Here is a 22,861-nt window from a genome sequence, read left to right as displayed (position 1 = left end):
CTGCCGGGCGCTCCCGTGCGCGACGCAGTCGCCATGCGCTGCACGAGCCGTCGCACGAGTCGCCCCGGCGAGACCACGCCGATGAGCAAGATCATCATGCATGTCGACATGGACGCGTTCTATGTCTCGGTCGAGCTGCGCCGGCACCCCGAGCTCAAGGGCCGGCCGGTGGTCGTCGGCGGCTATCCCCGCGGGGTGGTGCTGTCGGCCAGCTACGAGGCCCGGGCGTTCGGTGTCCGGTCCGGCATGCCGTCCGGCCAGGCGATGCGACTGGTGCCGAAACTGGCGTTCCTGCAGCCGACCTTCGACGACTACACGGCCATCTCGAAATCGATCGTGGCCGTGTTCTCGACCTTCACCTCGATCGTCGAGGCGATCTCGATCGACGAGGCGTTCCTGGACCTGACCGGCGCCGTGCGGATGTTCGGCCCGGCCGCGCAGATCGGCGAGGTGATCCGGGCGGTGGTGTCCGACGAGCAGCGGATCACCTGCTCGGTCGGCATCGGACCCACCAAGTTCGTCGCCAAGATCGCGTCCAAGGCGGCCAAGCCGGACGGTCTGGTGGAGGTCCCGCCCGACGGCGTGACCGACTTCCTGCACCCGCTGCCGGTGCAGGCGATGTGGGGAGTGGGCCAGTCGACCACCGCGAAGCTCAACCGGCTCGGCGTCTCCACCGTCGGCGAGCTGGCGAGGACGCCGCGAGACACCCTGCAGCGCACGTTCGGCCCGCACGCCGGATCGATGCTCCACCACCTGGCCTGGGGCCGCGACACGCGTCCGGTGCTGGTCAAGGCCGTCGAGCGCAGCATCGGGCACCAGGAGACCCTGGGTCGCGACACGGACGATCCGGATCTGGTCCGGCGCGAGATCCTGCGGATGGCCGACAAGGCCGCCCGGCGGATGCGGAAGGGCGAGGTGCTCGGCCGCACCATCACCTTGTCGGTCCGCTTCGCCGACTTCACCGAGCTGACCCGGTCGGCGCAGGCGCCCACCCCGACCGACGTGGCCGCCGAGATCTATGCCGTCGCGGTCGCACTGTACGAGCGGCTCGGGATCGAGCGCGCCCGCATCCGTCGGATCGGCGTCCGGGTGTCCGGTCTGACCGACCGCGGCCGGGCCGAGCGCCAGCCCCGGCTGACCGACCCCGCCCGCGGCTGGCGTGAGGCCGAGCAGGCGACCGATCTGGCCGTCGGCCGCTTCGGTCCCGGCGCCGTCCGCCGGGCCTCGCTCGGCCGATGAGTTCCGCACGGCCGGCGGTTGGAGGGTCGGCTCGCCCGGCGAATCCCTCGGTCTCACCGCATCCGTGGCCGAATCCGGGCGTTCGGAGAGGATCGCAGGCTCGTGATCGGCCTCGATCGGCGAGCGACCCGAGGTACGGGTGAGGGTGAGGGTGATCACAGGGCGGAAACAGACTTGTCCCTGATTGTCGGTCCGGGTTTCACATCACCCCATGGCCGCATAAACTTACCCACAGGTCGGCCGGGAACCCGGGCGATCAGGCAGGTTTCGCATCACATCCTGGCCAGCGTCGGCGCATGAGGTCCTCCTCGCCGCGTTCCTGGGCCGTGATCGGGACGGCGACAGTGACGAGACGCGGAGGTGGCCAGTGGCCCTCTCAGAGGAGGAGCAGCGGCTCCTCGACCAGATGGAGGCTGCACTAGCCGCCGAGGATCCCAAGCTGGTCAACGCCATGCGGGGCACCGGTCTGCGGCGGCTCCATCGGCGCCGCGCCGCGATCGCCGGCGTCGCGTTCTTCGCCGGGCTCACCCTCCTCGTCCTCGGCATCTCCTGGCACTGGCTGCTCAGCGTGCTCGGCTTCTGCGTCATGGTCGCGGCCGCGGTCACGGGCATCTATGCGTGGCGCCACATCGGCGGCGGCAACGGCGACCCGGCTGACGGCGGCGCTCGGCCCAGCGCTCGCCAGCCCTCGGGATCCAGCGACGCGCACGGCTTCATGGACAAGATGGAGGAGCGCTGGCGTCGCCGCCGCGACGAGTCCGGCTTCTAGCGCTCCGTTCGTACGCCCTCGGCCACCGGCCGGCACCCAGGTGCCACCGGTGGCCTTTTGCATCCCCAACCCGCCCCGCCCCCGCCCTCCGGCCCGCCCCGGCCCTCCGCCCTGCCCGCCTTTCCAGCCCGCCCTCCCGGCCCGGAAACTGTGCGGCTGTTGCAGTCTCCGCCGGCGTGTCGCTGCAACAGCTGCACAGTTTCCGGGCGAGGGGCTGCCGCCGTCGGTGACGAGGGCCCGCCCGCGGCCGCGGCGCGCCGGCCAGCGGCGGAGTCTTGGGGGCCGACCCTCCTCCCGTGCTCCCGGACCGGAAAGTGTGCGGCTGTTGCAGACTCTGCCGGCGTGTCGCTGCAACAGCTGCACAGTTTCCGGGGACCGCCGGCAGTCCGGGCCGACCCCGACCCCCGGAGAGGCGGTCCCGCGGGAACGCGGTGAGGGTCAGCGGCGGCGGCGGAAGATGGAGCGCGGCGCGACCGTGGCCCAGAGCCGGCGCCAGCGGCTCTGCGGCCGGGCCAGCCCACGACGTACGTCCTTGGTCATCGTCGCCAGCCGACGCGTGCCGTCGGCCTCGTCGAAGGCGGGGGCATAGCGCGACTGCTCGACCAGCAGGGCGACCTGGGTCATCGTGGCGGACTCCTCCGGAGGCAGCCGGCTCCCGATCTCCTTGCCGATCGCCCGCGGCGACTCGCCGTCCGGCCAGCTTCCGCCGTAGTCGGTCACCGTGTCGCGGATCTCCGCCCAGGCCGACTCGACCCGTTCGCCCGGCGGTGCCTCGGCCGACAGCCGCGCGGAGCGGCGGCGGATCCGCAGTGTCGCCGGCGCGGCGAGCACCAGCAGGCCGAGCAGGCTCAGCCCGACCACCAGCAGCGTGCGTCCCCAACCGGAGCCCGACTCGGTGCCGGTCTGGTCGGCCGGACCGCTCTGCGCGTCGCTCGGCGCGTTGTCCGAGGCCCGGACCGACGCGCTCGCCGACGCGCTGGCCTGGGTGGTCGGGGTGTCCACCGGCTGGTCGGAGGAGTCCAGCGTCCAGGACGGAGCGGTTCCGGTGACGCTGGCCGGGGTCGGCTCGTAGCGGACCCAGCCGTAGCCGGCGAAGAACAGCTCCGGCCAGGCGTGCATGTCGTGGATGCTCACCGACCAGGTGTCGGTCCCGGTCTTCTTGCCGGGCAGGAAACCGACCGCGACCCGGGACGGAATGCCGACCGCGCGGGCGAGCACGGCCATCGACGCCGCAAACTGCTCGCAGTAGCCGGTGTGGTCGCGGAGCAGGAAGTTCTCCAGCGCCTGATAGCCGCTGCCGGGCTGCGGGTCGGTGCTGTAGGTGAACCGGCTGCTCCGCAGGTACGCCTGGATGGCGGCGGCCTTGTCCGCGGGCGTGCGTACGTCGGCGGTGATCTGCTCGGCGAGCCGGCGGATCGAGGCCGGGAAGTCGTTCGGCAGGGGCTTGGTCACGTCGACGTCGGCGGGTGTGCCGACGCCGGCCCCGGCGAGATCCTGCGGCGAGGGCGTCACGTCCGAGCTCACCACCGAGTACGCCAACTGGCGGGTGGCGTCCACCCGGTTGATCCGGGTGGTGGAGAGCACCATCAGCGAGTTGGGGTCGTACGCCCAGTTGCCGGCCGCGGTGAAACTCCGTGGCGCGTACGGTAGCGGCAGGTACTCCGAGCCGAAGTCGAGGATCTGGATCGAGGTGGTCCGCCGCTTCAGCCCGGCGTCGTTCACGCCGGGGATCTGGCCGAGGGTGTTGCCGTCGGTCAGCCGCATCTGGACGTTTCCGAAGCCGGCCGAGCTGAAACGGGGCAGTGAGGCCATCCGCAGGTACTCACCGCTCGGGTTCTCCGACTCATACCGCAGCACCTCGGCGTTGCGCGGCTGGTTGAGGTTGCGACGCAGGTCCAGGGTCGGGTCGGCGAGCTGGAGCGGCCCGCCACCGCCGACGCCGGTGCCGAACCGGCCCCCAGGCAAGGTGAACGTCGGCAGCAGGACGGCCAGCACGATCGCGGCGATGATCGCCGGGACACCGATCAGCGCGGCGGCCCGCCAGACCACCGGGTTGGCGGTGCCGTAGCCGCCGGCGGAGTCGCGGGACAGCCCGCGGGTCCAGCGCGCGGCCCGGTTGAAGCCGTCGGCGACCAGCACCCCGAGGTAGCCGAGCGCGATCGCGGTGAAGCTCAGCACGCCGGTGTCGGTGCCGAGCCCGACCGCGGGCACGGCGAAGACCGTCGCCGTCGGCAGCAAGGCCCAGGCGGGCCGGTTCAGCCCGATCGCGATGATGTCCAGGATCACCATCAAGACGCCGACCGTGGCGACGATCATCAGCCGGACGCCGTCGTTCGGCTCCATCGGCGCCGATTGGGTCTGCATGTGCTCGGTCCCGGACCGCAGCAGCGACGCGAGGTGATCCGACCAGGTCTGGCCGGGGCCGGGCATCGAGATCGCCAGCACGAACACGAAGGCGAGCACCACGACGACCTGGGCCGAGGCGACGGTGAGCTCGCCGAGCCGCAGCCGGCGCAGCCCGACCCCGATCCCGACGATGAGCAGGATCATCACCCAGGACGTCGGCAGGAACGCCCGGTCCGTGGTCAGCGGCACGACCGTGAACGTCGCCAGCACCATCGCGACGCCGGTCGCGAGGCCGAGGCGGTCGGAGCTGCGCAAGCGTCCGCCCGGGGTACGGGTGAGGTGCGTCCCGAGCTCCGCCGTGCTCATGCCGCCGTTCCCATCCGGTCGAGCGTGGCCCACGCCTGCGCCACGCCCATCCCGCGCGGCACCTCGACCACCCGCCACTGGTTGTCGCGGAGCAGCTCGATCGCGTGCTCGTGGTGCCGCCGCCAGGTTGGGTCGTCCGGGCCCTCGGCGAAGCTGTCGACGTCGAGCAGCATGGCCAGCCCGTGGGCCCGGTTGCGCCGGGCGCGCAGCAACGCGTTCGCGTCCTCCGGGCTGAGCCGGCCCATCACCGCGACCACCAGCTGGCTCGGCTGGTCGACCCCGGCCGACTCGATCGCGTAGTTCAGCGTGCGCGTGCTGCGCGGACGCAGGTCGGTCAGCCGGCTGATCACGACCTCCGACGAGGCGGAACTGTGCTGGCCGAGATGACCGCTGATCCGCATCGAGCCGTCGGCCTCGTAGATCTCGACTCCGAACCCGTCCTCGAGGAAGTGCAGGGCGACCGATGCCGCGGCCGAGATCGCCCACTCCAGCGAGCTGTGCATCCCCGGGCCGGCATGCGCCCGGGCCCGCGAGTCGAGCACGATCGACGCGCTCGGATCCCACGCCTGTTCCTCCCGGCGCACCATCAGGTCGCCCAGCCGGGCGGTCGAGCGCCAGTGGATGCGGCGGACGTCGTCGCCCTGGCGATACTCCCGGACGAGCGCGTCGTCCTGACCGATCACGCCGATCTTGTGCGGGCGGGCGTCACCGGTGCTGCCGGCGCCCCCGGAGGCGCGCAGCGCGGTCAGCGGCACGACCTGCGGCGTGATCATCACCTCGCTGGTCGCCACGAACCGCCGGTCCAGCCGGACCAGCCCGAACGGGTCGGTGGTCCGCACCAGCAGCGGGCCGGTCCGGAACCGGCCACGGACCCGGCCGAGCAGCGGATACTCCACCTCGCGCCGCCAGCTCAGGTCGGCCCGGTCGACCAGGAAACGCGGTCGCGAACCCAGCTCGGCCGGCACGCCGTCCTCGAGCATCAAGATGCCGGCCGGCAGCCGCCCGTCCTGGCCGAGCACCAGCCGACCGCGCAGTGGTGAGCCCAGCGGCACCTGAGCCGGCTCGACGTGACGCTCGCATGACATCCGCAGCCGGGCCCGAGCCACCAAGACGGCGGCGACCACGGGTAGCAGCAGCACCACCAGACCCATCCGCATCACGTCGCGCTGCCCGGCGAGCATCGCGACAACCACGATCGCCAGCCCGACGATCGCGAGCGCGCGGCCGCGTCCGGTGAGCAACCGCCAGGGCTTCCCCATCCCTCCCGCGACCTCCGTCTGCCCGTCGACTCCGACTGACCCTGCGCCTGCCCGACCCTGTTTCTCTGCCCGGCCCCGTTCCTCTGCTCGGCCCGTTCCGCTGACCGAACCCGTTCCTCTACCCGACCCCGTCCTCTGCCCGGCCCTGTGCCTCAGTGCCGGTCCGGAATGTGTACCGAGTGCACGGCGTGGGAGATGATGTCGCCGACCGCGCGCCGGGCCAGCTGGGCGTCGGTCGAGGGCAGCACCCGGTGCGCCAGCACCACCACGGCCAGCCCGGCCACGTCGTCGGGGGTGACGAAGTTGCGGCCCGCCAGCGCCGCCGCGGCCCGGCTGATCCGGAGCAGCTGCAGCGTTGCGCGGGGCGAGGCACCGAGCCGCAGGTCGCGGGTGTTGCGGGTCGCGTTGACGACCGAGACCAGGTACTGCTTGACCGCGGGTGCGACGTACACCGTCTTGACCGCCTCGATCAGCCCGCGGATCGTCTCACCGTCGGTGACCGGCCGCAGCGCCAGCAACGGGTCGGAGCTGCCGTGGGAGTCGAGGATCTCCAGTTCCGCGTGCGGCGTCGGATAGCCCATCTCGATCCGGGCCATGAACCGGTCGCGCTGCGCCTCCGGCAGGGGATAGGTCCCCTCCATCTCGATCGGGTTCTGGGTGGCCACGACCATGAACGGCGGCGCCAAGGTGTACGTCGTCCCGTCCACGCTGACCTGCCGCTCCTCCATGGACTCCAGCAGGGCGGACTGGGTCTTCGGTGAGGCGCGATTGATCTCGTCCCCGACCACGATGTTGGCGAAGATGCCGCCGGGCTTGAACTCGAAGTCGCGGGTCTCCTGGTTGAAGACCGAGACGCCGGTGATGTCGGACGGCAGCAGGTCGGGGGTGAACTGGATCCGCCGGACGCTGCAGTCGATCGAGCGACCCAGCGCCTTGGCCAGCATCGTCTTGCCGACACCCGGCACGTCCTCGACCAGCAGGTGGCCCTCGGCCAGCAGCACGGCCAGGGCGAGGTCGATGGAGGCGCGCTTGCCCTCGATCACGCTCTCGATCGCCTCCCGGACCCGGCCCATGATGGCGACCACGTCACCCAGGCCGTACGTCGGGGCCACGGGCTCGCGGCCGTGGGCTTGCCCGTTGCCGCGGGAGTCGGAGACGGTCGGTTCGCGGTCGGGAGCCGGGCCGCCGGCGCGTTCGGCCTCCAGGCTCCCGCCTCCGAAACTCAGACTCACAGCACCTCCGTGTCCCGTGGTCCGGACCCGGATCCGAGCCCTCGACCATGCTAAGTCGCCGCCCGTCGACGGACGAGCGAAATCGACGATGCGTACGGCCGCCGCTGCCGGCCGGTGCGCCCCCACCCTATGCGCCCGCCCGAGGACGTCCGACCGCTCGTGACGGTCCCGGCCGGCACCACCGTTTCAGACGCAGATCCGGCAAACCGGGTTCAGAAACGACCGCGCGGCGAGGCCCCAGTGGAGCGAAGTGGAGTACAGTGGCGGAAAGTGGAGCGGATGGGGTAGAACTGGTGCTGATCGTGGAGCGAATGGAGCCGGGAGGTGAGGACACGTGTTCCTCGGCACCCACACTCCGCGGCTCGACGAGAAGGGCCGGATCTTCCTGCCCGCGAAGTTCCGCGACGAGCTGGCCGAGGGGCTGGTCGTCACCCGCGGCCAGGACCGCTGCCTGGCGATCTGGCCGCTCTCGGACTTCGTCGAGCAGACCCAGAAGCTCCGCAACGCTCCCTCCAGCAGCAAGCAGGTCCGCGACTATCAGCGGATGCTCGCTTCGGGCGCCTCGGACGAGACGCTCGACAAGCAGGGCCGGCTCACCATCCCGGCTCCGCTGCGGGCATACGCCGGCTTGGACAAGGACGTCGTCGTGGTCGGAGCGATCAACCGGGTCGAGGTCTGGGATGCCGCCGCGTGGCAGACCTACTCCGAGGCCCAGGAAACCGAGTTCGCGGACATGAACGACGACATGTTCCCCGGCCTCTAGCTGCACCGGCTCGTGCCGGGTGGCTTCAACCCGCAGGTCCGCCTCGCCCTGACACAACTTCCCCTGTGCCAGGTCGGGACCACCTAGCGATCTCGGGTTGAAACCTCCCTGCACGATCCGACCCGCACGATCCAGCCAGAACGCACGCACGCCAGCACCTGTGACGCCAGCACTTCGACCAGGTGTGAGAACGCAGAGGGTCGAGATCTTGCCTGTCGAGCCGATGAGCCCCACCCTCCGAGGCGAGGGCGGTTCGCGCACCGGGGGCCGGGCGCCCCGTCGTCTGCGGCACCAGGCCCGCGACGCGGCCTCGGTGGCCGCGCTGTCGCTGATCGGCTCGGTCGCGATCGTGGCCGGGATCTGGGCGGTGACCGCATGGCTGGGCTGACCACGCCGGGCGGACCGGCCCGGCACGTGCCGGTGATGCTGAGCGAGATCGTCGCACTGCTCGCGCCGGCGCTGGAACCAGCCGGGGAGACGCCGGTCCTGGTGGACTGCACGCTCGGCCTGGCCGGACACGCCGAGGCACTGCTCCAGGCCTGCCCGCAGGCGCACCTGGTCGGGCTCGACCGCGATCCGCAGGCCCTCGCGTCGGCCGCGGATCGGCTGGCGCCGTACGCGGATCGCACCACTTTGGTCGAGGCGGTCTACGACCAGCTGCCAGAGGTGCTGGCCGAGCTCGGCCGGCCGCGGGTTCAGGCGGTGCTGCTCGACCTCGGACTGTCCTCGCTGCAGATCGACGCCGCCCAGCGGGGGTTCGCGTATTCCGTCGATGCGCCGCTGGACATGCGGATGTCGCCCGACGACCCGCTGACCGCCGCCGACGTGCTCAACAGCTACGACGCGCGCGATCTGGCCACCGTGCTGCGCCGCTACGGCGAGGAGCGGTTCGCCGACCGGATCGCGTCCCGCATCGTCGCCGAGCGGGAGCGCGAGCCGTTCACGACCTCCGCCCGGCTGGTCGAGCTGGTCTATGCCGCGGTCCCGGCCGCCGCGCGCAAGTCCGGTGGCCACCCGGCCAAGCGCACCTTCCAGGCGCTGCGGATCGAGGTCAACGACGAGCTCGCGGCGCTGGAGTCGGCCCTGCCGAGCGCGATCGCGGCGCTCGCCATCGGCGGCCGGATCGCCGTCCTGGCCTACCACTCGCTGGAGGACCGGCTGGTCAAGCAGCTGTTCGCGCTCGGCGCCGCCGACACCGCGCCGCGCGATCTCCCGGTGGTGCCGCAGGAGTACGCCCCCGAGCTCCGGCTGCTCACCCGCGGCGCCGAGCGCCCTACCGAGCAGGAGGTCGCGGGCAACCCGCGCGCCGCGTCGGCGCGGCTGCGAGCCGCGGTCCGGATCGCCGACCATCCGGGCCGTCCGACCGGCGCGCTCCGCCGCAGACCGCGCTCGTCGACTCCGGACCGCACCGCCCGGCGTCGACCGCCCCGGATTCGCCCCGCATCGACCGCTCCCGCGTCGATCCCGCACCACCGACAGATGGAGAGTGGCCAGTGAGTGCACTGTGGGCCGGCCTGACCGGCTGGCCGTCCGAGGAGGCCGGCGCGGCGGGCGGTCCGCGGGCGCGGCTGCGTCCGGTGCCGGCCGCGCCGCCGCGGCTGGCCCGCCGCCCGTTCGCGATCGTGCTGATCGCCATGTTCGGGATCGGCATGACCGGTCTGCTGATGCTGAACACCACCCTCCAGAACCAGGCGTTCGAGTCTCGCTCGCTGACTCGGCAGGCGACCCAGCTGGCTCACGTCCAGGTCGACCTGCAGACCCAGCTCGACGCGATGGCCGCCGCACCCGAGCTCGCCCGGCGGGCCAGTGACCTGGGGATGCGGGCCAACCCGAAGCCCGCATTCCTGGTCGTGCCGGACGGCAAGGTGATCGGCAAGGAATACCGAGTCAAGGGCAACGAGATGCCCGGCCTGATCGTCAAGACCGAGCGCGAGCTGCAGGCCGACGACGCGGCGGCCGCGGCGAAGCGGGCCCGCAAGGAAGCGGACAAGGCGGTCGCGAAGCGTGCCGCGGCGCTGCAGGACGAGCAGCGAGCGATCGACGAGGCCGAGGCGGCGGCGCAGGCGAAGAAGAATCCGCCGCCGGCCCAGGCGGGCACGCAGCCGAGCGACGCGGCCGCGAAGAAGTCCAGCACCGACGGTGGGGGGAATCGCTGATGCCGAACGAGCGGCAGCCGCAGTCCGGGTCCCGCGGCGGGTCCCAGCCCCGATCGGCGTCCCAGGGTCGGTCGGGATCGCAGCCCCGGTCGGGATCGCAGGGCCGGTCGGGATCGCAGGGCCGGTCGGGATCGCAGGGCCGGTCGGGATCGCAGCCGCGGTCGGGCTCCCAGGCCTGGCAGTCGACCCGGCCGCGCTCGCGGACGCACCCGGTCCGACCGCGGATCCGCTTCGGCGGTACCGGCCGGGGCACGGGACGTACGCTCCGGGTGCCGCTCGGCGACTCGTCCCGCCGGATGCACGTCGCCTTCATCGCGGTGGCCATCGCGTTGTCGCTGTGTGCCGGTCGGCTGCTGCAGCTGCAGGGCTTCGACTCCGCGACGTACTCCGCGATCGCGGCCAAGCAGCTCACCCAGACACTGCCACTGTTGCCGGCCCGGGGCGAGATCACCGATCGCAACGGGGTGGTCCTGGCCTCCACCGAGGCGGCCGTGGCGATCACCGCCGACCCGACGCTGACCACGCCGAACGCGGACAAGATCGCCGACATCATGAGCAAGTACGTGACCATCGACCGGCCGGCGGTGCTGGCCGCGCTGACCAGGCCGAAGACCCAGTTCGCGTACGTCCAGAAGAAGGTCCCGGCGCTGGTCTACAGCAAGATCGCGGCCGACCTGGCGGCCGCCGACATCCCCGGCATCTACCGGTTGAGCGACCCGATCCGGACCTATCCGAACGGCAGCGTTGGCGCGTCGGTCGTCGGCTTCGTCGGCGCGGACGGCAAGGGGCTCGGCGGGTTCGAGTGGTCGATGAACAAGGAACTGGCGGGAGTCGAGGGCACCGAGACCTACGAGGCCGCGCCGAACGGCGGCAAGATCCCGCTCGGCGACTCGAAGACGACGCCGGTGCAGAACGGTCTGAACTACTCCCTCACCCTCGACAGCGAGCTCCAGTGGGTCGCGGAGAAGGCGCTCGCGGCCAGGGTCCGGGCGACCGGCGCCCACCACGGGATGGCCATCGTGCTCAACATCAAGACCGGTGAGGTGCTGGCGATGGCCAACGCGCCGACGTACGACTCGGCCGACCCGGCCGCCGCCGACGCCGACAACCGGGGCAACCGGGCCGTCTCCGCGCCGTACGAGCCGGGCAGCGTGGAGAAGGTACTGACGGCGGCCGCAGTGATGGACTCGGGGGCGACCGTCGGCGGTCAGCCGATCACCCCCGACACCCAGGTCACCATCCCGCCGCTGCTGAAATCCGGTCCGCTGAGCATCAAGGACGCGTTCAAGCACCAGGAGCTGCACTATCTGCTCCGGGGCGTGATCGCCGACTCCTCCAACATCGGCGCCGCCCTGTTCGCGCGCCAGATGCCCAAGGCGGAGCTGCGGTCTTACCTGTCGAAGTTCGGTCTCGGCCGGCCGACCGGGGTCGAGCTGCCGGGTGAGGCCGCCGGGATCCTGCCGGACCCGGACATGCCCGACTACACCCGGGACCAGATCGCGTTCGGGCAGGGCCTGGCCGTGACGGCTATCCAGGAGGCGTCGGCCATCGCGGGCATCGTGAACGGCGGGCTCTACCACGCGCCGACGGTGATCAAGAGCGCGACCGACGGCGACGGCAACCCGGTCGCGCTCCCGGCCAGGCCGTCGCGGCAGATCGTGTCCACCGACACCTCGGCGAAGGTACGTGACCTGATGCAGGCCGTCACCGACAGCCACAACGGCCGGCAGAACCTGCAGATCGACGGCTGGAACTCCGGCGGCAAGACCGGCACCGCGCAGCTCGCGAACGCCAAGTGCAAGTGCTACAAGGGCTACGTGACCTCCTACATCGCGGTCGCGCCGATGGACGACCCGCAGCTGCTCACCTACGTCGTCGTCTCCGACGCCAAGCGCGGCGGGTCCTCCGGCACCGCGATCGCCGCCCCGGTGGTCAAGTCGATCATGCAGTACGCCCTGCCGCGCTACTCGATCCCGCAGACCACCACCAAGCACAAGGTCAAGCCGATCGAGTGGGGGCCGATGAGCCAGCGTCGGTATCGCTGACCGGAGCGAGGGCACGTCGGCGCGGAATCGCATCGTGGCGAGGACGTCTGGCCCGCCGATCGGTGCGCCGGTCGGCGTCCCGTCCGCCTGCACCCGGCGCGGTCGGGCCCGTCCGGCCGACATCGCCCCGGGTTCGGACCAACAGCTGTTGCCGGCGGCTAACCTGACGCGTGTCCGCCGGATGGGCGTCGACACCGGCTGCGAACAAAGAGGGGGTGACGGCTTGCGGCTGGACGAGTTGTTCGGGCTGCCCGCGACCACGGCCGTCACCGGCATCACCCTCGACAGCCGGCTGGTACGACCCGGCGACGTGTACGTCGCCCTGCCCGGTCGTGCCCATCACGGTGCGCAGTTCGCGACCGACGCGGTCCGGGCCGGTGCCGTGGCCGTCCTCACCGACGCCGCCGGTGCCACGCTGGCCGCGGCACTGGACCGGCCAGTGGTCGTGCTGGACGACCCGCGGCGTGCGATGGCCGGGATTGCCGCCCGCATCTACGGCGAGCCGAGCCGGGCGTTGACGACGTACGCCGTGACCGGCACCAACGGCAAGACCACGACCTCGTTCCTGGTGGCGGCCGCGCTCCGCGCCGCGGGCCACCACGTCGGGGTGATCGGCACCATCGGCTTCCTGCTGGACGGGGCCCGCGTGCCGGGCGCCCGGACCACCGTCACCACGCCGGAGTCACCGGAGCTGCAGGCCCTGCTGGCCCGGATGCGCGACGGCGGCGCGGACTCGCTGGTGATGGAGGTGTCCTCCCACGCGTTGGCGCTCGGCCGCGCGGATGCCATCGTGTTCGACGTCGCGGCCTTTACCAACTTCGGTGCCGACCACCTGGACTTCCACGGCGACCTGGAGAGCTACTTCGAGGCCAAGGCGTCGCTGTTCACCGCCGAGCGGGCCCGGACGGCGGTGCTGAACGTCGACGACCCGCGGGGCCGGGAGCTGCTGCGCCGTACGTCCGCATCGGGCCTGCCCACGGTCACCGTGAGTCTGCAGGACCCGTCGGCCGACTATCTGGCGCGGCACTGGGAGGTGATCGGCGGTCGGGTCCGGGTGGACGCCGTGCTGGCCGGCCGCCCGCTGACGTTCGAGCTGGGACTGCCCGGGGACTTCAACGTCCGCAACGCGCTCACCGCGCTGGCGATGATCGACGTCGCGAAAGGGGGTTCGAGGGACGAGCCGGGCGGCCTCGCCGCCGCCGCGGCCGGGCTGGCCGACGCCTCCGTCCCCGGCCGGATGCAGCGGGTGGACCTGGGCCCCGACGCGCCCGAGGTCTACGTCGACTTCGCCCACACCCCGCAGGCGGTTGCGGCCGTGCTGGCCGCGCTCGCCGGCCGCCGGGTGATCGTCGTGCTGGGCTGCGGGGGTGACCGCGACCCGGCCAAACGGCGGCCGATGGGTGCGGCCGCCGCCCGCGGCGCGGCGGTCGTCGTGGTCACCGACGACAACCCGCGGAACGAGAGTCCGGCCGCGATCCGGGCGGAGGTGCTGGCCGGTGCGGAGGAGGCGCGCGCCGCCGACGGACGTCCGGTGCAGATCGTGGACGGCGGTGACCGCCGCTCGGCGGTGCTGTTCGCGCTGCGGACGGCGAACGCCGGCGACGTCGTGGCGGTGCTCGGCAAGGGTCACGAGCCGGGTCAGGAGATCGGCGGCCGGATCCTGCCGTTCTCCGACATCGCGGTGGTCGACGAGGCGTGGCAGGAGGTGAGCGCGTGATTGCCCTGTCGCTCGCCGACGTCGCCGCCGCGACCGGGGCGGCACCCGCCGGGCCGGTCGACCCGTCCGCGCTGATCACCGCTGTCACGGCCGACTCGCGCCAGGTCGGTCCGGGCTCGCTGTTCGTCGCGCTGCCCGGCGAACGGGTGGACGGGCGCGACTTCGTGCCGGCCGCGGTCGGCGCCGGCGCCCTGGCCGCCCTGACCGCCGCCGCGGTGGACGGCGCGCCGTGCCTGGTGGTGGCCGACCCGCTCGCCGCGTTCGGCGCGATCGCCCGCCGGGTGGTGGAGGGCGGCGTCGCCGGCGGGCTGCAGGTGGTCGGCGTGACCGGCTCGCAGGGCAAGACCTCGACGAAGGACCTGCTGGCCGCGATCCTGGAGAGCGCCGGGCCGACGGTCGCCCCGGTCGGCAACCTCAACAACGAGCTGGGCCTGCCGCTCACGGTGGCCCGGGTCGAGCCGGACACCCGCTTCCTCGTCGCCGAGATGGGCGCCCGGGGAATCGGGCACATCGCCTACCTGTGCGACATCTGCCCACCCGTGGTCGGCGTCGAGCTGAACGTCGGTCACGCCCACGTCGGCGAGTTCGGCGGCCAGGCGCAGATCGCTCGGGCCAAGTCCGAGCTGGTGGCGGCGCTGCCGGCCGCCGGCACCGCGGTCCTCAACTACGACGACCCGTACGTCTGGGGCATGCGGGCGGTCACCTCCGCTCGAGTGCTGGCGTTCTCCGCCGCCGGCCCGCCGACGCACGAGGACGCGGTCTGGGCCACCGACGTCTCGCTGGACGATCTGGGCCGGCCCCGGTTCACCCTGCACGCCCGGTTCGCCGGTGCCGCGGAGAACACCGCCGAGGTCGGGCTTCGGTTGGTCGGCCGGCACCACATCGCCAACGCCACGGCGGCCGCGGGCGCCGCACTCGCCCTCGGGCTCGGACTGGACCAGGTGGCTGATGCGCTGTCCGGCGCGACCGCGCGGTCGCGCTGGCGGATGGAGCTGACCGAGCGCGCCGACGGCCTGGTGGTGCTGAACGACTCCTACAACGCCAACCCCGAGTCGATGGCGGCGGCGCTCGACGCGCTGGCCGAGCTCGGCCGGCGGCGACCCGGCGCGACCACCTGGGCCCTGCTCGGCGACATGCTCGAGCTCGGTGACGAGGCCGCGGCCGGGCACGACGCGCTCGGCCGGCGGGTCGCGGAGGCGGGAATCGACCGCCTGATCGCGGTCGGCGCGTTCGCCGAGACCGTGGTCGGCGGTGCCCGCGCGTCTGGGCTGGACGCCGACCGGGCGTACGCCGCCGCCGACAAGGCCGCCATGCTGGCTCGTGTCCTGGCCGATGCCCAGCCGGGCGACATCGTGCTGGTGAAGGCGTCTCGTGGCCTAGCCTTGGACACCGTGGCCGCCGACCTGCTGACCGCCGACCCCCGGCGCGAGCCGACAGGCGAGGGTCGCCGAGCGTCGGATAGTCAGGGCCCGAGCGGGCGCGAGTCGACAGGCGATACCGCATGAAGACGATCGTCTTCGCCGGCATCATCGCCCTGCTCGGCACGCTCCTCGGCACCCGGCTGGCCATCCGCTGGCTGGTGAAGAAGGGCTACGGCCAGCTCATCCGCGACGACGGGCCGACGACCCACCACACCAAGCGGGGCACCCCGACGATGGGCGGCCTGGTGATCATCGCCGCGGTGATCCTGGCCTACATCGGCTCGCACCTGCTGACCTGGACCCGACCGACCGCGTCGGGGATCCTGGTCCTGTTCCTGACCACCGGGCTCGGCATGGTGGGCTTCCTGGACGACTTCATCAAGATCAAGAAGCAACGCTCGCTCGGGCTGCGGAGCAAGGCGAAGATCGCCGGCCAGTGCATCGTGGCGGTGATCTTCGGCGTGCTCGCGCTGATGTTCTTCCCCGACGAGCGCAGCGTCTACCCGGCCTCCAAGTCCATCTCGTTCCTCCGCGACATCCAGGCCCTCCCGGAGCTTCCGTTGGTGCTGGCGCTGATCTGGATCCTGTTCCTGATCGCCGCGGCCAGCAACGGCGTGAACCTCACCGACGGCCTGGACGGGCTGGCCACCGGGTCCTGCGTGATGATCTTCGGTGCGTACACGCTGATGAACATCTGGCAGTACAACCAGTCCTGCGCGTACGCCTCCTCGGCTTCGGCCAAGTGCTACGAGGTGCGCGACCCGCACGATCTCGCCGTGGTCGCGGTCGCCCTGGCGGGAGCCTGTTTCGGGTTCTTGTGGTGGAACGCCGAACCGGCCAAGATCTTCATGGGCGACACCGGCTCGCTGTCCCTCGGCGGCGGTCTGGCCGGCCTCGCGATCTTCACCCGGACCGAGCTGCTGCTGATCATCCTCGGTGGCCTGCTGGTGATCGAGGTGATGTCGGTCATCCTGCAGACCGGTTTCTTCAAGCTCACCCGGCGAATAACCGGGACACCACAGCGGCTGTTCAAGATGACCCCGATCCACCACCACTTCGAGCTGCTCGGCTGGGCCCAGGTGACCATCGTGATGCGGTTCTGGATCATCGCCGGGCTGTGCGTCGCCGCCGGGCTCGGCATCTTCTACGCGGAGTGGGTCGCGGGCACATGAGCGCGGACACCCCGGCACCCGGCCCCCGCTCCGGAAACTGTGCGGCTCTCGCAGCGACACGCCGGGCGGGGCTGCAGCAGCTGCACAGTTTCGCGGGAGGGGTGGACGACGGTGAGTGAGCTGGACTGGCTGCGGGTCGCCGATCGCAACGCGCCCTGGTCGCGGGCGACCGTGGTGGTCGCCGGGATCGGCGTCTCCGGGTTCGCCGCCGCCGACGGGTTGCTGGAGTTCGGCGCGAACGTGGTGGTCCTGGACGACGCCGACACCGCCGCCAACGTCGAGAAGGCGACGTTGCTGGAGACGCTCGGCGCGGACGTACGGCTCGGACCGGGGTCGACCGCGCAGCTGCCGGCCACGGCCGATCTGGTGATCAGCACCGGTTTCAGCCCCGCTCACCCGCTGCTGGTCCAGGCGGCCCGGCGGCAGATCCCGATCTGGAGCGAGGTGGAGCTGGCCTGGCGGCTCAGCCGGCCCGACCGGATCGTGCCCTGGCTCGGCATCACCGGCACCAACGGCAAGACCACCACCACCCAGATGCTGGAGTCCATCCTCGCCGCGGCCGGGCTGCGGACCGCGGCCGTCGGCAACATCGGCCGGCCGATCATGGAGACCGTGCTGGACCCCGAGCCGTACGACGTCCTCGCGGTCGAGCTGTCCAGCCACCAGCTGCACTGGTCGAACTCGTTGGCCCTGCACTCGGCGGCGGTGCTGAACCTGCAGCCCGACCACTACGAGTGGCACGGCGGCGCCCGGGGCTACCGGGACGCGAAGGCGAAGATCTATGCCGGCGTCGAGTTCAGCTGCGTCTACAACGTCGCCGACGCTGAGACCGAGCGGATGGTGGAGGAGGCCGACGTGGTCGAGGGGGCCCGCGCGATCGGGTTCACCCTCGGCACCCCCGGCCCGTCCATGCTCGGCGTGGTCGACGACCTGCTGGTCGACCGCGCCTTCATCGAGCAGCGCAAGGACTCCGCCCTGGAGCTGGCCAAGCTCGACGACATCCACCCGGCGGCCCCGCACAACGTGGCGAACGCGCTGGCGGCCGCAGCCCTGGCCCGGTCGTACGGCGTCGGGGCGAGCGCGGTCCGCGACGGCCTGCGCGCGGTGCAGGTGGGTGCGCACAAGATCGAGCTCGTCGCCGAGCGCGGTGGGATCCGGTACGTCGACGACTCCAAGGCCACCAACCCGCACGCGGCCGACGCGTCCCTGCGGGCGTACGGGACGACCGGCGACGGCCCCGACGACAAGGTCGTCTGGATCGCCGGTGGCCAGGCGAAGGGCACCACCTTCGACGACCTGGTGCGCAGCCACCGCGGACGGTTCCGCGGCGCCGTGCTGATCGGGGTCGACCGGTCACTGATCGCCGAGGCACTGTCCCGACACGCGCCCGAGGTGCCCGTCATTGCCATCGCCGACGGCGAGACTAGGGCCATGAGGCAGGCCGTCGAGGCGGCCGTCTCACTGGCTCGGCCCGGAGACACGGTCCTCCTGGCTCCCGGCTGCGCCAGCTTGGACATGTTCTCCGGCTACGCCGCCCGGGGGGACGCGTTCGCCGAGGCGGTACGCGAGCTCGCCGGCTGACGCCTCCGGGGATCGACGAGGAGTGCGAGCAGGAAGCGAGACGGCGTGGCCACACTGACCCCGAGGGCGCCCGGGGGACCGTCCGCCGAGTCTCGGTGGAGCGCGAACCAGGCCAAGGGCGGCGGCCGCCGGCTGTCGGCCTGGATCCGGACCATGCTGGACCGCCCGCTGACCAGCTATCACCTGGTGCTCGCCGCCGCCGGCCTGCTGGTGGCCCTCGGCATGCTGATGGTCCTCTCGGCCTCCAGCGTCTCGGCGTACGTCAACTATGACGACGCCTACTACTACGTCAAGCGGCAGGCGTTCTTCCTGTTCGTCGGCCTGATCGGCATCGTCGTCATCGTCAAACTGCCGCCGCGCGGGCTGAAGATCGCCGGTTGGGCCGGCCTGTTCGCCTCGGCGCTGATGCTGATCCTGACCTATACCCCGCTCGGGATCGAGTTCCAGGGCAACCGCAACTGGCTGCAGCTCGGACCGTCGTTCATGCGGCTGCAGCCGTCGGAGTTTGCCAAGCTGGCGCTGATCGTGTGGGGGGCCGACGTGCTGGCCCGCAAGCAGAAGCTGCTCGACCAGCCGAAGCACCTGCTGGTGCCCTACCTGCCGGCGGCCGGGCTGATCGTGCTGCTGATCGTCTTCCAGGGCGACGCCGGCACCGCAGCCGTGGTGATCGGCATCGTCGGCGCGGTGCTGTGGATGATCGGAGCTCCGTTGCGGCTGTTCGCCGCGCTGGCCGCCGCCGGTGTGGTCGGGATGGCCGCGCTGGTGCTCAGCAGCCCGACCCGGATCAGCCGGTTCGAGGCCTTCCTCAACCCGACCGTCGCGGTCGACGGGATCAACCACCAGTCGACCGTCGGGATGTACGCGATCGCGTCCGGCGGCTGGTGGGGCGTCGGCCTGGGCGCCAGCCGGCAGAAGTGGGGCTCGTTGCCGGAAGCGCACTCCGACTTCATCTTCGCCGTCATCGGTGAGGAGCTCGGCCTGTTCGGCAGCCTGGTCGTGCTCGGCATGTTCTTGGTGCTGGCCTACGCCGGGATCCGGATCGCGCTGCGCTCCGACGACAACTTCAATCGCTACGTCGCCGCCGGCACCACCGCCTGGTTCATGGTCCAGGCACTGATCAACCTCGGTTGCGTGCTGCGGCTGCTGCCGATCGCGGGCGTGCCGCTGCCTCTGGTGTCCTACGGCGGCTCGGCGCTGATGGCGAACCTGGCCGGGATCGGCCTGCTGCTGGCCTGCGCCCGCCGCGAGCCCGCCGCCCGGGCCGTGCTGGAGCGACGACGGCGACCGCCGACCCCGCGGATGACCACCGTGGTCGGCTCCCGCACCTCGAGGGGCTCGGATTGAGCTCCCCGGCACCCGGCACCGGATCGCCGAGCGTCGTGCTGGCGGGCGGCGGCACGGCCGGGCACACCTCGCCACTGATCGCGACCGCACACGAGCTGGCCGAGCAGCGACCCGGCATCCGGATCACCGCGCTCGGCACCGAGCGCGGGCTGGAGACCACCGTCGTCCCGGCCGCCGGCCTGCCGCTGGAGCTGATTCCGCCCGTGCCGATGCCGCGCCGGCCGACGCCGGAGTTGTTCCGGGTTCCGGGCCGGCTGCGGGCCTCGGTCAAGGCCGCCGAGCGGGTGCTGCGGGAGGCCGGCGCCGGCGCCGTGCTCGGCTTCGGCGGCTACGTCTCCACTCCCGCCTACCTGGCTGCCCGCCGGCTCAGGCTGCCGATCCTGGTGCACGAGCAGAATGTGTTGCCGGGCCTGGCCAACAAGCTGGCCGCGCGGTTCACCGAGCACGTCTACACCTCCTTCGCCGAGACCGAGCTGCCGCACGCGACCTGGATCGGGCTGCCGATGCGACGCGCGATCACCGAGCTGGACCGCGCCGCGGAGCGGGGGAGCGCGCGCGCCGAGTTCGGGCTCGCGCCGGACCTGCCGGTGCTGCTGGTCAGCGGCGGCTCGCAGGGCGCGGCCCGGATCAACACCGCCGTCGAGGGGGCCCGGGACGACCTGCTCGCGTCCGGCATCCAGATCCTGCACGTCCTCGGGCCGAGGAACATGGGCGCGGAGACGCCGTACACCCATCCGGAGAACGGCGCGGTCTACCGGCCGCTGGCGTACGTCGAGCGGATGGAGCGGGCCTATGCGGCCGCCGACCTGATGCTCGGTCGCTGCGGTGCCAGCACCGTGCTGGAGACGGCGGTGGTCGGGCTCCCGGCGATCTTCGTGCCCTATCCGCACGGCAACGGCGAGCAGCGCCGCAACGCCCGGCTGGTGGTCGACGCGGGCGGCGGTCTGCTGGTCACCGACGCCGACTGCACCCCGGAGCTGGTGGCTGCGCGGGTCCCGGAGCTGGTGCACCAGCCGGGACGGCTGGCGGGAATGTCCGTCGCGCTCCGCGGCGTTGCCAGGGGCGACGCGGCGAGTACGCTCGCCCGGCGGACTCTGGAGGTGATGCGCTGATGGGGCTGGTCCAGCCGATCGAGCTGCCCGATCCCGCGACCCTGTCGCCGGTGCACTTCATCGCGATCGGCGGGTCCGGGATGAACGGGATCGCCTCGGCGATGCTGCAGCTCGGGCTGGAGGTCAGCGGCAGCGACCGGCAGGACTCGAAGTATCTGCAAGGGCTGCAGGACGCCGGCGCGCGGACCTATATCGGGCACCGGGCCGAGCAGCTCGGCGACGCGCGCACCGTCGTGGCTTCCTCGGCGATCCGGGAGGACAACCCCGAGCTGGCGGCGGCTCGCGAGCGCGGGCTGACGGTGCTGCACCGCAGCGCCGCGCTCGGCTCGCTGATGCTCGGCCGGCGGGGCATCGCGGTCGCCGGCACCCATGGCAAGACGACCACGACGGCGATGATCGCGCACGTGCTGACCGCCTGCGAGTTCGATCCGTCCTACGTCATCGGCGGCGCGCTGACCGGCACCCGGACGGGCGGGCACATCGGCGGCGGCCGGGAGTTCGTGGTCGAGGCCGACGAGAGCGACGGCTCGTTCCTGCAGTATCCGCGCGAGATCGCGGTGGTCACCAACGTCGATCCCGACCACCTGGTGAACTGGGGGACCCCGCAGAACTACGCGGACGGCTTCGTCCGGTTCGCCGCCGCGGACATGCCGTCGCGGAGCGACGCTCCGCGTCGACAAGGCGTCCGGCTGCTGGTGGTCAGCGCCGACGAGCCGGGCGCGGTCGCGCTGACCGAGGCGGTCCGGGTGCTCGACCCGGCCGGGCTGGAGATCGTCACATTCGGCGAGGCCGCGGACGCGGACGTCCGGATCACCGACCTGGAGCTGGCCGGCACCGGTTCGCGCTTCACTCTCACCGGGCGTACGCCATCGGGGAGCGTCGGCGGGCCGGTCGAGCTCTCCGTGCCGGGGCGATACAACGCCTGGAACGCGGCGGCGACGTACGCCGTCGTGAACTGGCTGGGCGCGCCGGACCACCGTCCCGAGGCCCGGATCAGGGACGCGCTGCGGACGTACGGCGGGACGCACCGGCGGTTCGAGCTGGTCGGCACGGTCGACGGCATCCGGGTGTACGACGACTACGCCCACCACCCGACCGAGGTGGCGAACACCCTGCGGGCCGCCCGCACGGGCGTTGGCGACGGCCGGGTGGTGGTCTGCTTCCAGCCGCACCTCTATACCCGCACCCGAGACTTCTGGCGCGAGCTCGCATCGGCGATGGAGCTGGCGGACGAGGCGATCGTGATGGACGTCTGCGGGGATCGCGAGGACCCCATCCCTGGTGTGGACGGCGCGCTGGTCGCCGACGCGGTCGCCCCCGGAACGGCACACGTGACCTACGAGCCGGTGTGGGACCGGGCCGCCCCGGTCGTCGCCGGCATCGCCCGGCCGGGGGACCTGGTCATCACCGTGGGCTGTGGCGACGTGACGAAGGTGGCACCGAAGATCGTCGACGAGCTGCGCCGGCGCGAGGCACCCGCCACGACAGGAGAGACCCGATGAGCCCGACCGCGACGCCGACCCGCCGGCCGGAGAGCCGCTCGACCGGCGGCTCCGGGCGCGGGCCGTCGATCGCCCAGCAGCGACGCCGGCGGGAGCGGCGGATCCGGCGCCTCAAGCGCGCCCTGATCGCCCTGCTGGTGCTCGCGCTGCTGGCCGCGGCCGGCTGGCTGGTCGGCTTCTCGCCGGTGCTGGCGACCGAGAAGGTCTCGGTCAGCGGCACCAAGTTGCTGACCGTGGACGGGGTCCGGACCACCGCCGCCGTGCCGATCGGGCTGCCGCTGGCCCGCCAGGACACCACCGCGATCGCCGATCGGGTGGCGACCCTGGCACCGGTGGACACGGTCTCGGTGGATCGGCGCTGGCCGGACACGGTCGAGATCAAGGTCGTCGAGCGCAAGCCGGTGGTGGCGGTCAAGACCGGCGCGGGCTATCTGCTGGTGGATCACACCGGACGCGCGTTCGAGACGGTGCCGATGCTGCCGACCGGCGTGGTGCAGGCCGGTGTCGACCCGGCCGACGCCGCGCTGCTGACCGAGGCCGGCATCATCGCCAGCACCGTGCCCGCCGAGTTGCGCGACGAGATCTCCACCATCGAGGGCGGCGCGACCGACTCGTTCAAGGTGCATCTGGACTCGGGCCCGACCGTCTTCTGGGGCAGCGCCGACCAGTCCGCCCTGAAGGGCCAGGTCACCCTGCTGCTGCTGAAGAAGAAGCCGAAGGCGATCGACGTCTCCGCGCCGCACAGCCCCGCAGTCAAGTAACCCGCGCCGACCCCTTGGGTGCCACTCCGCACCCCGCCCATCGTCGGCTCACCGACTCCGCACCCCGGAAGGCGAC

18 protein-coding genes are annotated in these 22,861 nt (G+C 72.2%); 15 read left to right on the top strand and 3 right to left on the bottom strand.

Annotated elements, in window-relative coordinates; genetic code table 11:
• The first annotated feature begins 81 nt into the window (after window positions 1–81).
• Both dinB and ABD747_RS16805 read left to right on the top strand, forming a co-directional pair.
• Window positions 82–1,239 (top strand): DNA polymerase IV, encoded by a 1,158-nt coding sequence (dinB, locus tag ABD747_RS16810; RefSeq protein ID WP_344806606.1) that lies wholly within the window; start codon window positions 82–84, stop codon window positions 1,237–1,239.
• 367 nt (window positions 1,240–1,606) lie between these two features.
• Window positions 1,607–2,008: a DUF3040 domain-containing protein gene (locus ABD747_RS16805; RefSeq protein WP_344806604.1), complete on the top strand. Its 402-nt coding sequence runs from the start codon at window positions 1,607–1,609 to the stop codon at window positions 2,006–2,008.
• A 438-nt stretch (window positions 2,009–2,446) separates the two neighbouring features.
• On the opposite strand, the gene ABD747_RS16800 is transcribed toward ABD747_RS16805, so the two are convergent.
• The 3 genes from ABD747_RS16800 to ABD747_RS16790 form a co-directional block, all read right to left on the bottom strand.
• A complete protein-coding gene (locus ABD747_RS16800; protein ID WP_344806601.1) occupies window positions 2,447–4,720 on the bottom strand; it encodes a transglutaminase family protein in 2,274 nt (757 codons plus the stop codon).
• On the bottom strand, window positions 4,717–5,979 hold the full coding sequence (locus tag ABD747_RS16795; RefSeq protein WP_344806599.1) for a DUF58 domain-containing protein: 1,263 nt from the start codon (window positions 5,977–5,979) through the stop codon (window positions 4,717–4,719). The genes ABD747_RS16800 and ABD747_RS16795 overlap by 4 nt, the downstream gene beginning before the upstream one ends.
• A 152-nt stretch (window positions 5,980–6,131) precedes the next feature.
• Window positions 6,132–7,052: an AAA family ATPase gene (locus ABD747_RS16790; RefSeq protein WP_344806716.1), complete on the bottom strand. Its 921-nt coding sequence runs from the start codon at window positions 7,050–7,052 to the stop codon at window positions 6,132–6,134.
• 493 nt (window positions 7,053–7,545) lie between these two features.
• Between ABD747_RS16790 and mraZ the strand changes: the two genes are divergently transcribed.
• From mraZ to ABD747_RS16725, 13 genes are all read left to right on the top strand, one after another.
• Window positions 7,546–7,974: a division/cell wall cluster transcriptional repressor MraZ gene (mraZ, locus tag ABD747_RS16785; RefSeq protein WP_344806597.1), complete on the top strand. Its 429-nt coding sequence runs from the start codon at window positions 7,546–7,548 to the stop codon at window positions 7,972–7,974.
• Window positions 7,975–8,182: 208 nt separating this feature from the next.
• Window positions 8,183–8,362, top strand: a complete 180-nt coding sequence (locus ABD747_RS16780) for a hypothetical protein (RefSeq protein WP_344806595.1) — start codon at window positions 8,183–8,185, stop codon at window positions 8,360–8,362.
• Window positions 8,350–9,471: a 16S rRNA (cytosine(1402)-N(4))-methyltransferase RsmH gene (gene rsmH / locus ABD747_RS16775; RefSeq protein WP_344806592.1), complete on the top strand. Its 1,122-nt coding sequence runs from the start codon at window positions 8,350–8,352 to the stop codon at window positions 9,469–9,471. The genes ABD747_RS16780 and rsmH overlap by 13 nt, the downstream gene beginning before the upstream one ends.
• On the top strand, window positions 9,468–10,130 hold the full coding sequence (locus ABD747_RS16770) for a hypothetical protein (protein WP_344806590.1): 663 nt from the start codon (window positions 9,468–9,470) through the stop codon (window positions 10,128–10,130). Before rsmH ends, ABD747_RS16770 begins: the two co-directional genes overlap by 4 nt.
• A 269-nt stretch (window positions 10,131–10,399) precedes the next feature.
• Window positions 10,400–12,175, top strand: coding sequence for a peptidoglycan D,D-transpeptidase FtsI family protein (locus tag ABD747_RS16765; RefSeq protein ID WP_344806588.1), 1,776 nt, complete (start codon window positions 10,400–10,402; stop codon window positions 12,173–12,175).
• A 223-nt stretch (window positions 12,176–12,398) separates the two neighbouring features.
• Window positions 12,399–13,892, top strand: a complete 1,494-nt coding sequence (locus tag ABD747_RS16760) for a UDP-N-acetylmuramoyl-L-alanyl-D-glutamate--2,6-diaminopimelate ligase (RefSeq protein WP_344806586.1) — start codon at window positions 12,399–12,401, stop codon at window positions 13,890–13,892.
• Window positions 13,893–13,897: 5 nt separating this feature from the next.
• The gene (locus ABD747_RS16755) at window positions 13,898–15,397 is read left to right on the top strand and encodes a UDP-N-acetylmuramoyl-tripeptide--D-alanyl-D-alanine ligase (protein ID WP_344806714.1); all 1,500 of its coding nucleotides are present in this window, start codon (window positions 13,898–13,900) and stop codon (window positions 15,395–15,397) included.
• On the top strand, window positions 15,394–16,485 hold the full coding sequence (mraY, locus tag ABD747_RS16750; protein ID WP_344806584.1) for a phospho-N-acetylmuramoyl-pentapeptide-transferase: 1,092 nt from the start codon (window positions 15,394–15,396) through the stop codon (window positions 16,483–16,485). The genes ABD747_RS16755 and mraY overlap by 4 nt, the downstream gene beginning before the upstream one ends.
• Before the next feature lie 111 nt (window positions 16,486–16,596).
• Window positions 16,597–18,066, top strand: coding sequence for a UDP-N-acetylmuramoyl-L-alanine--D-glutamate ligase (gene murD, locus ABD747_RS16745; protein WP_344806582.1), 1,470 nt, complete (start codon window positions 16,597–16,599; stop codon window positions 18,064–18,066).
• Window positions 18,067–18,111: 45 nt separating this feature from the next.
• A complete protein-coding gene (gene ftsW / locus ABD747_RS16740) occupies window positions 18,112–19,410 on the top strand; it encodes a putative lipid II flippase FtsW (protein ID WP_344806580.1) in 1,299 nt (432 codons plus the stop codon).
• Window positions 19,407–20,522 (top strand): undecaprenyldiphospho-muramoylpentapeptide beta-N-acetylglucosaminyltransferase, encoded by a 1,116-nt coding sequence (gene murG / locus ABD747_RS16735; RefSeq protein WP_344806578.1) that lies wholly within the window; start codon window positions 19,407–19,409, stop codon window positions 20,520–20,522. Before ftsW ends, murG begins: the two co-directional genes overlap by 4 nt.
• Window positions 20,522–22,024 (top strand): UDP-N-acetylmuramate--L-alanine ligase, encoded by a 1,503-nt coding sequence (murC, locus tag ABD747_RS16730; RefSeq protein WP_344806576.1) that lies wholly within the window; start codon window positions 20,522–20,524, stop codon window positions 22,022–22,024. The genes murG and murC overlap by 1 nt, the downstream gene beginning before the upstream one ends.
• On the top strand, window positions 22,021–22,785 hold the full coding sequence (locus ABD747_RS16725; protein WP_344806574.1) for a cell division protein FtsQ/DivIB: 765 nt from the start codon (window positions 22,021–22,023) through the stop codon (window positions 22,783–22,785). Before murC ends, ABD747_RS16725 begins: the two co-directional genes overlap by 4 nt.
• The last annotated feature ends 76 nt before the right edge of the window (window positions 22,786–22,861 follow it).

The organism is Microlunatus ginsengisoli (assembly GCF_039537205.1).
In the GTDB taxonomy this organism is placed as follows: domain Bacteria; phylum Actinomycetota; class Actinomycetes; order Propionibacteriales; family Propionibacteriaceae; genus Microlunatus; species Microlunatus ginsengisoli.
Note: the sequence above shows the minus strand (reverse complement) of the source record. Positions and strands in the feature narration are given on the sequence as shown.

Coding starts and splice junctions, on each gene's coding strand:
- ABD747_RS16800 (WP_344806601.1), bottom strand. CDS start 4,720: ATGAGCACGGCGGAGCTCGGGACGCACCTCACCCGTACCCCGGGCGGA.
- ABD747_RS16725 (WP_344806574.1), top strand. CDS start 22,021: ATGAGCCCGACCGCGACGCCGACCCGCCGGCCGGAGAGCCGCTCGACC.
- ABD747_RS16790 (WP_344806716.1), bottom strand. CDS start 7,052: ATGGGCCGGGTCCGGGAGGCGATCGAGAGCGTGATCGAGGGCAAGCGC.
- ABD747_RS16795 (WP_344806599.1), bottom strand. CDS start 5,979: ATGGGGAAGCCCTGGCGGTTGCTCACCGGACGCGGCCGCGCGCTCGCG.
- rsmH (WP_344806592.1), top strand. CDS start 8,350: ATGGCTGGGCTGACCACGCCGGGCGGACCGGCCCGGCACGTGCCGGTG.
- dinB (WP_344806606.1), top strand. CDS start 82: ATGAGCAAGATCATCATGCATGTCGACATGGACGCGTTCTATGTCTCG.
- murC (WP_344806576.1), top strand. CDS start 20,522: ATGGGGCTGGTCCAGCCGATCGAGCTGCCCGATCCCGCGACCCTGTCG.
- mraY (WP_344806584.1), top strand. CDS start 15,394: ATGAAGACGATCGTCTTCGCCGGCATCATCGCCCTGCTCGGCACGCTC.